This is a genomic window from Streptomyces sp. NBC_00885 (genome assembly GCF_045207475.1).
Taxonomy (GTDB): Bacteria; Actinomycetota; Actinomycetes; order Streptomycetales; family Streptomycetaceae; genus Streptomyces.
Genome location: NZ_CP108796.1, coordinates 5,728,385 through 5,741,437, shown reverse-complemented (window position 1 = coordinate 5,741,437; position 13,053 = coordinate 5,728,385). Strand labels below are relative to the sequence as shown.

General features: G+C 66.4%; 5 protein-coding genes. All 5 read right to left on the bottom strand.

The features are described 5' to 3' along the window. Window positions 1–164: 164 nt before the first annotated feature. The 5 genes from OHA61_RS26130 to OHA61_RS26110 all read right to left on the bottom strand — a co-directional run bounded on the left by OHA61_RS26130 (window position 165) and on the right by OHA61_RS26110 (window position 13,049). On the bottom strand, window positions 165–671 hold the full coding sequence (locus tag OHA61_RS26130) for an SUKH-3 domain-containing protein (RefSeq protein WP_406305079.1): 507 nt from the start codon (window positions 669–671) through the stop codon (window positions 165–167). Continuing rightward, complete coding sequence (locus OHA61_RS26125) at window positions 671–7,537, bottom strand: polymorphic toxin-type HINT domain-containing protein (protein ID WP_406305078.1); 6,867 nt, start codon at window positions 7,535–7,537, stop codon at window positions 671–673. The genes OHA61_RS26130 and OHA61_RS26125 overlap by 1 nt, the downstream gene beginning before the upstream one ends. 133 nt (window positions 7,538–7,670) lie before the next feature. Further along, window positions 7,671–11,018, bottom strand: coding sequence for a LamG domain-containing protein (locus tag OHA61_RS26120; protein ID WP_406305077.1), 3,348 nt, complete (start codon window positions 11,016–11,018; stop codon window positions 7,671–7,673). A 74-nt stretch (window positions 11,019–11,092) separates the two neighbouring features. Beyond that, window positions 11,093–12,577 carry an IS4 family transposase gene (locus OHA61_RS26115; RefSeq protein ID WP_406301285.1) on the bottom strand — a complete coding sequence of 495 codons (1,485 nt, stop codon included), beginning with the start codon at window positions 12,575–12,577 and terminating at the stop codon, window positions 11,093–11,095. A gap of 205 nt (window positions 12,578–12,782) precedes the next feature. Next, window positions 12,783–13,049: a hypothetical protein gene (locus OHA61_RS26110; RefSeq protein ID WP_406305076.1), complete on the bottom strand. Its 267-nt coding sequence runs from the start codon at window positions 13,047–13,049 to the stop codon at window positions 12,783–12,785. Window positions 13,050–13,053: the final 4 nt, after the last annotated feature.

Below are 13,053 nucleotides of genomic sequence, written 5' to 3'. Positions count from 1 at the left end.
TCTGAGCGCCACCTTCAGAGAGCCACTCCTCGGATTCGCGGAACTCCACAAGTTCACGAACTGAGATCCGAACGTCCGGACTAGGGGTTTTGCCCTGAAGCCCACTTCCGAAGGGCTTTGTTCTGACTGAGGCGCATCCACATTTCCCGACGGGCACGTGAGCCCTACTTGGGCCACGGCTTCATCCCCTCGGGCGCATGAACGCAGATCAACGGGCGATCCGCGCTCACCATGAGGTCCAAGCCCTCGCAAGGTGTGCTTCCGATGCTCCAGATCAGGCCGTTCGCGTAAGCGGCCAGAGCCCCGTCCTGCCGCATGAAGACATGCGAATAGCTGAGCCACCAGCCGACGGGAAACCACGAACCGCCGATGGCTGAGCCGATTGCCGAGGATTCGTCCTGATGCCTGCCGCCAGCCCCCACGGCATCGACGAAGAACGGTTCACCGTTGATGAAGTTGGGGCCGTCCTCACGGGCCGGCCCAATCTTCAGACCTCGGAACGATTCGAGGAAGGCGGTTGCCAATGGGCTCGGGATGTACCCCTGTGCCTCCAGAGACTGGATGTCGGAGGACACGTCGAGGTGTCGCCCGGGGTACCAGCCAGCCTGCCGCAGGGCGGAAACCGTTGCCGGGTTCAATCGGGAGGTGAAATCCGCCGGTTCGCCGCTCACTAGTAATTCACCCCCAAGCTGTCCATCACTCGGCGGCACGCCTTGCACGGGGTGGCAGGAGCACCGTGGTCACCCTTGGGCGTATCGCTCACATGTACCGTAGACATGTTCCCGCCTCGGATTCCCGGCTCGCCTTCTCTTGCATACGCCTTGCTCAGGCACTGCATCTCCGCACATCCACCGTTCATCGGGTGGGCCTGCTGCTCGAAGATCTCCGCCATTTCATCCGGAGCGGTGACAGGCTCCTTGTTGTCCGATCGGTAGACATGGCCGCTACGAGATTCGTATTCGGCGGCGAAGTCGCTTCCCCGAATCTCGCCCGCATCGGCCTGTGCGTCGAGGGATGCCTCACCGCAGTTGTGGACGAGGACCGGCGTGGCCCCCGCCACCACATAGTACGTGTGGATGCCACTGATCGTGAGGTCATGAGTGCGCTGGCGCTTTTCGAAGTAGCGGGTCTTCGCCAGCTCGACAACATCGCCGTCCGGTGTGCGGAGCGTCATCCCGGGCTTGAGGTCGCCGGCCTCGATCCACTTGCCTTCGGACTCCACCCAGAAGGGGTGGGTCGTCGTGGAGATCAGTGCCGCTTGGTCACCGGACTTGCCCTCGATGGTGAGGTCGACGAAGTGCTTGTCGTCCTCGGTGACGATCGTGCCGACTACTTCACGGGTCGTGGTCTCGCCCGTCTCCGGATCCGTGACGACGACCTTGTCACCGAGTTCGACCCGCTCGATCGGTTTGGTGCTGCCGTCCGCGAGGGCGACCTTGGTTCCTGGCAGGAAGCTGTGATTGGGGACCGGGCAGGATCCGGAGTCCCCCTTGCCCTTCTTCAGGACCGCCTTGAGCCTCGCGCGTGCCGCCGACAAGGCATCCTCCGCCTTGCCAAGCGTCTTGTTCGCCTTGAACAGATCCTTGACACCGCCGATGAGGTCGCCGACCAGGCCAACCACTCGTTTGGCGAGTTTGGCACCCTTGGCCCACTTCCACGGCACGCCGTACTTTGCGAGGATCTTGCCCGCGATGCCGCCGGCGAAGCTGCCCGCGACGTTCAGCAGGGTCTCCCCGCAGGCACCCAAGTCGCCGCTGGAGAAACAGTCCAGCGCCGCGTCGATCCCGAGGATGTCGCGGACGATCTTCACCAGGACCTTTACCGCCTGCTTGATCCGCTGCTTCGCGGCGGCCTGCTGGTCCTGGGCCTGATCGCGCGCCTGCTCTGCTCGCTGCTCGTCGCCCTTCGCCTTGCCCTCTTTGGTCTCCTTGAACTCGCCGTAGGTGCCGTTGCTCCCCGAGCAGTAGGCGGCGCCGTAGCAGCTCTCGAGACCACTTGGGTCGCTGAGCGTGACGGGTGTGTTGTCTGCGTACGCGTAGCCGTTGATCTGCTGCGGGCGCGTGTAGTCGATGATCGGGTCGACGGATATGAACTTGCCGATGACCGGGTCGTATTCACGTGCGCCCAGGTGTGTCAGGCCCGTGGAGGAGTCGATCGTGCCTCCGACAAAGCCCTTCTCCCCCGGCCAGGTCCCGGTCGCCTCGCCCCGTTCGACTCCGTACGGGTCGAAGCGCCGCTGAGAGACCGCCCCCGTGGCGGAGTTGATCGCCAGCTCGCCAGTGCCGTGGTGATCGGAGGCGAGGAAGGAGACCTCGCCGTTGTCGGAGCGGATCGCGACGGTCTCGCCGAGGTGCGTGTAGTAGCGGGTGGCCTCCGCCTTGGTGCCGCCGCTACGTAGCCGAAGTTCCATGCCGGGCAGGTAGACCGTCGTGCCGGATGGGTCCTTGCGCTGTACGCGGCTGCCACTCGCATCGTAGATGGACGTGGTCTCCGACCCGCCGGCCTCCTTGGCCTTGGCCAGCCTTCCGGAGGCGTCCCACTCCAGGGTCTGGGCGTTGCCGCCGATGGTCCGCTTGGTGGTGTTGCCCGCGTCGTCGTACTCGTACGTCGACTGACGATCACCGGTCGGCGTGTTCTCGACGACCTTGGTGACCTGGTGCGGGCCGTCGCCCGCCGCGCCCGCGCCACCGTAGGTGTAGGTGCGGGTGATGTTCTTCGACGCGTCGAGTCCGGTGTCGTGCGCCGTTTCGGAGGTGCGGTTGCCGATTGCGTCAGTGACGTACGACTTCCAGTAGGGAGCCGGGCCGCCGAGCGGCTTCGCCCCCGGGGCTGCCCCGCAGGCGGCGGGCCTGGTTCCGTCAACGGGGGCGGTCGTGCCCACGGTGCCCGACCCGGTCGCGTCCGCCGCGATGGACCCAGGAGTCCATGCATCGGCAAGTCGCTGACCGTTGTCATAGGCGAAGCACTGTACGTCCGGCGCCGCCGGATTCGCCGTGTCCGAGATGGACAGGACGTTGCCGACCTGGTCGTAGGAGTAGTTCGACTCCTTCGCCGGAGCGGCCGCGCCGGCGATGTCGACAACCGACCGGGTCAGCCGGTCAGTTCCGGTCTCGTAGGCGAAGGTCTGCCAGACCTTCTTGCCAGTCCCGGTGGACAGTTCGAGCTGCTGGAGATGGCTGGCGTTCGAGTAGACCGTGTTGGTGACGTACGACGACGTACCCGTGAGCTTCGTCGGCCGCTGGAGCTCGTCGTAATCGTAGACGAGCGCCTCGGCCGGCAGGCTGCCCGCGGCGGGGAGACCGGCAGACTGCACCGTGCCATCACGGTTGTACGCGTTCGTGAAGACGTAAGTGCCGGCGAGCGCGCCCTGAGATGCGGGCACGGTGTACGCCGTCTTCAGCGGACGGTAGAAGTTGTCCAGGGACTGTGTGACCGATGCGAAGGACTCGGTGGCGGAGATGTACCGCAGTGAAGCCCATGCCTGGCCGAGCCAGCCCGCCTTGTCGTAGCGGGTCTCCGTGAGCTTGGTCCCGGTGTTGGCTTCACCCTCCCACGTCGTCAGCGGGCGGCCGAGCTTGTCGTAGACCGTCGAGATCTGCTTGCCGCGACCGTCCGTCGTCTTGACGGGACGGTCGAGGGAGTCGTACTCCGTGGTCGACGTGCCGGCGTCAGGGTCGACCGACTTCGTCTTGCGGCCCAACTGGTCGTACTCGTAACGCCACACATTGCTCTTGGCGTCAGTGACGGTCTCCAACTTTCCGGCCGAGGTGTACGTGTACTTGGTCGTGTCGTGACCACTGCTCGGGCTCGGCGAGGTCCCGTGGTGGTGCCATATTTCGCTGGTGCGGCCGGCTGCGTCGGTGATGGTCGTCGTCGGCACACCACCGATCGGCGGGTCGACGTCGACACGCTCACCGTTGTACGCAATGGTCGAGCGCCATTGCTCGACGCCTGACACGGCGGTTATCTCCGCCGTCGTACGGCCGATCCCGTCGTACTGAAAGAGGCTCTGGGCGCCGACCTCTCCGTTGTGCACGATGAGGAGTTCGTCGGAGGGGACGCCGGCCGCATTGTAGGTGGCGTTGGTCTTCTTCACCTTGCCGGTGCCGTCGTAGAACGAGTCGGCGACCATGCGGGTGCCGTTCAGCCCCTCGGTCTGTATCTGACGGGGGCGCAGCAGACCGTCATACAGCTGGTACTCAGATCCGTACGAGCCGTCGATCTCAACCTTCTCGGTCTTGATCGCGACGACCTTGTCCCGGCGCACGTTGTACGAGTACTTGATGCTCGGGGTCTGGGTCTTGGCCCGGTCCGGCAGCCACACGGACGTCAGCCGGCCAAGGCCGTCGTACGCCAGATCGGTCCGCTTTCCGTTCGGGTCCGTCTGTCCCGCCGACTGGCCCCAGGCCGGGGCGTAGTCGGTGGTCGTCACGTGGCCGAGGGCATTGGTGAACGTGGCCTTGGAGATCAGACCGTTCACGTCCGTGTAGGCCGTCTTGGTCTCGGCCTGGCTCGCGTTCTTCTGCGACGTGGGGCGGCCGAACACGTCATACACCGTGGTACCGGTGGCCTGGTACGTACCGGTCGTGCCATCGTGCGAGGTGAGGCGCTCGGTCTTGGTCGCGTCGCCCGTCGTCGGGGCCGCGCCGAAGGCACCCCCGTCGTAGGAGGTCCGCTCGTCCGCGAGCACCTGGGTCTTACGGTCAGGCGCGGCAGAGCACTTGACCGCGACGGACTCGCTGCGCGACGGCAGCGAGAGGATGTTCTCGCCCGCGTTGTCGGCGTACCAGGTACGCGTGCAGGTGTCGTCCGCAGCCGTCGATACGTCACCCAGGTCCTCAGCCTCGTAGGCACGTCCTGTGTGGTTCGCCGTCTCGTACTTCGTGGTCGACTTCGTCTCACGCCAACCGCCGGCTGCGAGAGGCGTGAAGCCCCGAGTCGTCTCCGCCTTCGTGATGGTGGCGTGTGTGGTGCCCCAGCTCTTCGTCTGGGTTGCGGTGTTGTACTTCCACGGCGTGCTGATCACCTTCGAGACGAGGTCGGGGCCGTCGTAAGTGGCCGCCTCAAGCTCGAAGCCGGTGAACTCCTTGGAGTCGGTGTACTCGGCACCGGTGGAGTCCTGGACCTTGACAGAACGGGTTCCGCCGGCGGAGTCCTTGTCTCCGTCCATGCCCTGCATGTACGTGTAGTCGATGCGGGAGGTCTGCTGGTCGGCGCTGCCACTGGTGACCTTGGCCTTGCCGTAGCCCTGCCAGCCCCCCCACGTCAGGTACTTGTCCTCGGTGATGCCGTCCGGCTCGGCCTTACGCCAGGCTGCATTGCCCTGGTAGTCGTATCGAGTGACCAGGCTCTCCCCACCGCCCGTGCGGTCGGTCTCCACGATCTCCGCGACGACGTACTTGTGGAACCAGTCCGTGATCGGGTCGATGTATCCGGGCGGTGCCCACTTGACCGGGTAGCAGCGCTTCGTCGACTCGCCCGGCGTGGGCAGTGCGTCCTTGGTGCAGTTCGTCGGCGCATAGTTGACGTCCAGCTGGGCGCCCGTCTCGCTCAGCACCGCCGCCAGACGGAAGCGGTAGAACGGAGCGAGATTGTCACCGATCGCGTCGACTCGGTTGACGAGCTGCTGGCCGTAGAGCTCGAGCGACGGCAGATTGGCCGCAGTGCCGACCCGACCCTCGTGGTCGATTTTCGACAACCACAGCGTCTTCGAATCGTCACCGTTGTCCGTGAAGAGGTGCGTGAAGGTCCACGCGTCCACGTCCTGGTAGGTCGTGGCGTCCTTGCGCATCTGCGTGGTGATGCCGGTCAGACGCTTCGTAGTCCAAAACGTCTGCCCCACGGTGCACTTGGTGTCGGCCTTGCACTCCTGGTCGACCGGGGCATCGGGCCAGTAGGCAGCATTGGCCTTCGTCCGCTTGCTCTCGGCGCAGTCGAAGTCCGCAGTGGGCAAGCAGCGCTCGGCGGTGTTGAAGACCACACGAGCCGGGGCCTTGGCCGCGTAGACCTGGCCGTCGCGCTGACCGTAATCGACCCGCTTCAGGTATCCGCCACGGTGGTACGCCGTGCCGTTGACGTCCGTCTTCCCATTAAGCGCGTAGTAGTTCGTCTCCGGCGCGTAGTAGTAGGACATCACGTTTCCGTGGGTGTCCTTGACGTAGTCGAGGTTCCAGCGCCAGGCCTGCTTGCAGTGAGCGCTCGTGAAGGTGGCGTTGTAGCAGGGCTCCCCGGAGTCGTCGCCGAAGACGGGAGTCGTCCAAGTGGACGCGGTCTCCTCGTTGCCGGTCGCCCAGCCCGGCAGCCGGTTCATGCCGAAGTAGTACTCGGTGCCATCCGTGGTGGTGACGCGCCAGTGCTCACCGTCATTGTCGCCGTTCGTGGCATTGGTCAGCTTCTCGACCTTGGCGCCATCGTCAGAAGCGAGGCGCCACTGACCGGTGCTGTCGTCCTTGACCAACTCGGTGGCGCTGCCATTGAGCAGGATGGTGGCATTGTCGAACGCCCAGCACTGTTCACCGGACCCGGCGTGGCCGTCGTCCGAGCAGGGCTTGTAGCGGCGCTCGATGTACCCGGGGTCGTACGAGAAGCCTTCGCCGACCCAGGACCCCTGGTTGTTGGTCGCCGAGGTCCGGCCGTCGGCGGACTGGGACGAGTAGCCCAGGCCGATGCTGGGTGTCTGCCCGCCGGGCGTGGGGACAGTGCGCATCGGATAGTTCCACGAGAAGCCACCCGAGGAGGGGGCCACGTTCCAGCTCGCGGACGGGGACAGAGCCGTCGCCTTGTAGGTGCCCTGGGCCGAGGACGGGCCGGCGGCCACGGCTACCAGCGAAGCGCCCTGGACCGCCATGGTGGAGGTCCCAGTCTCGGCGGGGGTGGCCGTGACATCGGCCGAGACCGTACGGTCCTTCGCGTTGTTCACCGTCGCCAAAGGCTTGGGCAGCTCGGGGCATGCGTTGCTGCCAGGGTCGGCGAACGCCGCACATGCAGGCAACTGGACGAGCCGGAGGCGGGCACCGTAGGCACCACCGTAGCCGTCGGCAAAGGCGGCATAGTCTACGTGCATGCGGACCTTGGCGGCCTGCGACCCGTCATCCGAGCGCTGAACGCGGAGAACGGCCCCGACTCCGAGCTTGGCGGCCCGTTTGGGGTCGAGGACATCGACCTTGATCTCGCCGGGCGCCGTGATCGGCTTCGCAGCCGACTTGGTCTTGTTCGCAACCTTGGGCGCGGTGGCGGAGATGGGCAGACCACCCACCTTGACCTCAGAGGGCGTCTTCGTGCCGTTCGATACCGGCACTTCCGCGCTGCCCTGAGCCGGCCAGGCGGCCTTGTCGAGCTGCTTCACAGCAGCCTTGCGGGCAGGGTCGGCGGGGCGGTGCCTGACCTTGCCCTCGGTGCCCTCGACAGGGTCACCGAAGTCCTGGACACCGGGTCTTCCCCGGCCCTTCTCATCAGCGTAGGCAACAGCCTGGACAGAGGAAGCCGCCAGTGCCAGGGAAAGCCCGAGCACTGTTGCGGCGACTGTATGTCTGGGCATGCGGCGGCTCAGCAAGCGGCCACGTATAGACATCACAGAACTCCACGGATCAAAACGGGGACAGGGAAGCAAGAAGAAGACGAGAACGCGGGTGTGCCGACCTCGCGGTCGAAGTCGGCACACCCGCAAGTGATTACAGCTGTGGCTGCGCTGTCAGTACGGCCATCTGACGGACCCTGACCGGGTCGGCGGCACCGGTGTAGGCGCGGACCTCGTCAAGGGCACCGGCGAAGAACTCGCTGTCACCGATGGCCGAGCGGCCCACCTGGAGGCCGCCACTCGCGGTCCACAGGGTGGTGTCGACACCGTGCGCCGTGGCAGCCAGCTGGCCCTGAACGTACAAGCGGATCTCGTTGGCGACGGCATCGTAGACGACTGCCAGGTGCTGGCCGGAGCCGCCCGTGTCGGGCAGTTCCTGGTCGTCCGCGAAGGACTTGACCTCGGCTCCGGCCGTGTCCGTCTTGGCCACGACCAGCTCCCACTTGCCGCCCTCGGCGTCGGCGCGGTAGCGCACCGCGAACCGGTTGGCGTTCACTCCCGGAAGAGACAGCACGGTCTGCGACTTCTCCGGGTCCAGCGAGGTGAGCTGGGCTCGGGCGGAGACGGTGAAGCTCGTGCCTCCGGTGATGGGAGCCGTGACCGTGGACGCATAACCACCGTCGCCGGCCAGGAGCAAGTGACCATCTCCAACGAGGGCTGCGGTGTCTCCCACCAAGGGGTCCGGGTCCGGGCGGTAGATCGATGCGTTACCCGACAGATTGAGGGCCGGCCCGTAGACGGTCGTCGAACCGCTCGGCTTGCCCGTCTCGGCCGAAACACCGTTGGTCGCGGTGTCCAGCTGCCAGTAGCCCTTGCGGTCCGGCTTGACGGTCATCAGTTCCGCAACCTGGGCGGCCGGCAGGATCCGGTCGAACACCCGGACCTCCGCGAGGTCGCCCGTGAACTGGTCGCGGTAACCGCTCTTGGCCGTGGAGCGGCCGATCTGGAGCGGGCCGTACGACTTCCACACCGACGGGCGCTGGGCGGTCCCCTTCATGTCCTTGTTCACGTACAGCTGCAGCTCAGTCTTCTGTGCGTCGTACACACCAGTCAGCAGAACCCATTGGTCCTTCACCGCGGTCAGGCCGGTGGAAACGGCCTTCCACTCGCCGATGGTGTCCACGTCGGTGACAGGGACCGAGAAGGACCAGGTCTTGCCGATGGAGTCGTATCCCAGGGTGAAACCGGGCTCTCCGGTGCCGTCCTGGCTGACGACGGCCATGTCACGACTGAGGTCGGTCGGGCGTACCCATGCGCTGACGCTGAAGCCCTTCGACGAGTCGATCACCGTCTCCTCGGCGTCGAGGTACGCGTTGGATGTGCCGTCGAAGTGCGCCGCGGAGTCGGCAGTGCCGCCCGGGCCTTCCACACCAAAGGTCACGCCGCTGCCGGCATTCGCGGAGAAGGCCTCACGCTCGTCGTGCGCCTCGGTGCTGCCGGGTTCGTCCGCGAGGTTCCACTGGCCGGCGACCGGCTTGCCTTCGCTCACCTTGAAGTCGTAGCGCTGTCTCGTGCTCGTGTTCTCCGCCTTGTCGACCGAGACGACTTCGAGCCAGTGCGGACCATCACGGGGGGGCATCCAGGTCACGGAGGCCGGTCCGCCGGGTGCGGCAGCGGCGATGGTGGGGGAGGCTGCGGACACCTCCCCGTCAAAGGCGTAGCGGTACTTCACGACATCTGTGTCGGGCACGGAGTCGTTGGGGTTGGGCGTGAAGGTGAAATCGCCGTACGTGCCCACCCCGTCGTGCTCGACGGTGTCAGCCGGATATTCCTTGGAGAGCACATTGGGCTTGCCGGGGAGTGTCGCGTCATAGATGAATTCGCACCGTGGGGACCACGGGCCCCAGCCGTCACCGTCGAAGGCATGGGCGCTCCAATAGATCACCGTGTTCTGGGGGATGGTGGACTTCACCTGGTGCGTGAACTTCGTTCCCGCGATGGGTGAGAGATAGCCCGTGCTGCTGTTGTACGGCTGCGGCGCACCAGGGCTGGCGGCCCACTCGACCTTGAACTGGACCAGGACCTTGTCCGTCTGGCCGTTCCCATGGTCGGGGTCACGCGCCTCGGTGGAGATGACCGGAGGTACCTCGCTGTACGGGCGGGCTGCGCCGGTCTTGCAGCTGCCCCCTGGGTTGCTGGACATCATGGCGGCCGTAATCGGCGACGGCAGCGTGTTGTAGCTGATCGACAGATACGCGTTGCCGCAGATCCTCTTCCACTCCGCGAATCGACTCTCGTCCGCGGCTCGCAGACCTAGCGTCATCGACGACCAGCCACCACTGGCAGCCGCCTTGACCTCGCTGGTGAGTTCGCCGGTCGCGCCACTCTCGAAGTGCAGGTTCGCCTGGCCGGAGCAGGACGTCGGCGAGATCGCCTTGTCGACCGTCTGAAGGTAGTCAGACCAGTCGTCCTTGGTATTGGACCAGTTGCTGGAAGACGTGATCGAGTAGTTTGCCCCGCCGATCCGGTACAGCTGAATCGGCTCGGCCGTCGGCGACGCACTGTAGATGTGCGCCACGCGCGCCGAGAACGTCGCGCCCAGGATCTGCTTGCCCTTGTAGAAGGACGTCGGCATGGTGAACAGCAGTCGCCGTACACCGACGCCGTTGCAGGACACCGGGTTGTAGTCGGTCGGGCACTTGCCCACACCGGCGCTGTCCGCGTACTTCCAGTCCTGCTCGGTGGGCATGCCGGACATGACGCCGGTCCACGCGGTGCGCGAGGTGGTCCGCTGGATCGGGTCGATCACGACAGGGAAGACCGTGTCGGCCGACGTGAGCAGCTTCTGGTCCGGTATGAGCGTGAGCTTGCCCTTGGCGATCTCGACGCCCAGCGGGGCGGTCTTGCCGCCTCCGCCCGCGCCCTCCAGTGCAGCGGCCGGCGCCTGGGTACGGCTCTGGGCCTCGGCCCCGCCAGCGGCGAGCGCCTTGGCAACCGCCTTGGTTCCCCGGGACTTGCTCGCGGCTTCCTTGACGGCCGCCGAGTCCCACATGGTCGGCTTGCCCGCCTCGAAGACGGTGCCGCCCACCGCGGCGTCCTCCGCCCGCAGAGCGCCGGAGGCATCCTCCTTCAGCTTCAGGCCGTCGGCCTTGAGCCCCAGGTCGAGCTTGGCCAGCTTCGGGTTCGATGCTGCCTCGGGGGTCTTGACGACGAGCAGGTGGCCGAATCCGTCGGCCTCGGCTCGTACGGTCAGATCGACGCCGGGCAGCGCGTCGGCGTAAGTCGCCGTGTTCTCCTTGACGACGGGGGCCGCGAGTTTGCCGTAAGGCCAGGTCAGTGAGAGTTCCCGCCCCGCCCGATTCATGGTGACGAACGGCTTGCCCGCCTGGCCGTTGGAGAACGACAGACCGACTGTGGTTGCCTTGGGCGCGAGGGAGCCATCCGCGCGCTTGACCAGCGTGGCGTCGATGGGCGCCCACTTGCCGCCCCGCACGGTGCGCACTGGCTCTGTGTACTCGCGTGCGGTGAAAGTGCCGTTGGGCTCCCAATGCCGGTGAGTTAGCACGTCGGTGCAGGTCAGCTCGGGTGCTTGGTGACTCTGAGTGTGTAGTGGACGTTACTGGGAGTGCGGGGCTGGTCCCGCTTCCTGACCTCGAAGGTGTTCTTGGACGGCTTCTTGATGCGCTGGCACTGCCGGTTGCGCCGGGTCGGGAGGAGGGCGTTCAGCAGCTCGGCCACGACCTCGCGGCGGGCGGTGCCCAGCGCGGTCGCGTCCGCCGCGACCTGAGCGGCGACAGTCAGCCGGACGAGCTGCATCGTGACGGTGAAGGAGATCCGGTCGGGATCGATCCTGGCCTGCTCTGCCGCGCGCATCTCCAGTGCGCACAACGCCTGGTAGACGGTGAGGAGGGCATAGATCTCCTGGCAGACCAGCTCGGGGGCCTTGGAGCGCAGGATGAACCCGGCACCGCGCAGGCGGTTCTTCAGCTCCGCGAACCCGTTTTCGATCTCCCACCGCTCGTGGTAGGTCAGCGCCAGCTGGCGGGCCGGGGCCAGTTGGGGGTCCAGCAGGCTGGTGACCAGCCGGAATGTCTCGGTGCGGGGCAGCCCGACCCGGGGCCGGACGGTCACGGTGTACTGGATGATGCGGACGGTGTGGCCCTTCGGCGGCTCGGCCAGGGTGCGGCCGGCCGCCCTGGCCTGTCCGTGCCGGACGGTCTCCTTCGGGGTCGGCATGACCGACAGATACGACCCGTCGGGCAGTACCCGCAGCGGGACAAAGACCAGGTTCTTCTTGATCCGCCAGGCCAGATGGGCGCCCGTGGCCCGGGCCAGGCCCCACAACTCGTAGCCGGAGAAGTTGCGGTCGGCCAGCAGCAGCATGTCCGGCCGCAGGCAGGCCAGCAGTTGGCGGGCGAGCTTGTGCTCGCTGAACTTGGCCACGGCGTCGAAGGCCGCGTCGATCAGGGCGTGGGTGCCGCACTCGGTCAGCGCCATCAGGCGGACCTGCGGGTGTCCGCTCTGGTTGACACTGCCTTTGCCGGTGAACCCGAACTCCCGTGCGTTGGCGGGGGTGTCGGGGACGTCCAGCGCGGTGCCGTCCCAGGCGACCAGCCGCAGCCCGAACGCGAACGCGCCCGAGGTTGTCGGCGTGGCCAGCGGGCCGCATCGTCGCTCGAACAGTGCCTGCAGCGGCTTGTCGCCCAGTCGCTGCCGGGCCCGGGTCAGGGCAGAGCTGGTGGGCAGGCGCTGCACGCACATGCCCGGCAGGTGCCGCAGCTTCTCGGTCAGCGTGCGCAGAACCGACCGGTATCCCGGCGGACCGGCACTGTCGGAGCTGCTGAACAGGCATAAACCCAGGACGAAGTAGATCACCGCCCGGGCCGGCAACAGCCGACGGCGACGCTCGCCGCAGCCTGTCAGCGCCACAACCTCGTCCACCAGCCCAGGACTGATCTCCTCGGTCAACACGCCGAGACGCACATGCTCGCCAAAGCGCCCCTCCGGCGGCGCCACCAGCCCGCTTAACGGGACTTGGCCACCCTCGGCGATGGCAGACAACGGACCGGCGGTGGCACACTGAGCAACCAACGGAGTTCCCTCGCGGACAATCGGATCTTGGTCGATCTTCTGTCCTACCGGGAGCTCCGTTGCCGCGTCCCGGCCTCCGCCGACACATCACTAGAAGTAACGAACTACGCAACGTCACGAGGGGATATTTCTACCTGAACCCCTCGCCGATGAACACCTGACCTGCACCTACGTGCTAACTCACCGGCATTGCGTTGGGCTCCGCGAAGATCTCACGGCGCTCGGTGCGCAGGCTCAAGACCTCCACTCGCTCACCGCTCTTGCGGGCAGCGGCCTTGGCCTGGTCCTCAGTCTCGACCGGACCGGAGGCGGCCGCGTTCTGGGCCTTCGGCGCCTGCTCCGGCGCTGGATGCCCGGCCAGGACGCCGGCCAGGACGGCGCCCGCCGTCGCGGCCACCGCCGCGCCACGCAGCAGCACGCTGCGCCGTATCCGCGTGGACACGTAT

Excerpts from the sequence above, each read along its gene's own strand:
- OHA61_RS26125 (WP_406305078.1), bottom strand. The coding sequence starts at position 7,537 with ATGCCCAGACATACAGTCGCCGCAACAGTGCTCGGGCTTTCCCTGGCA.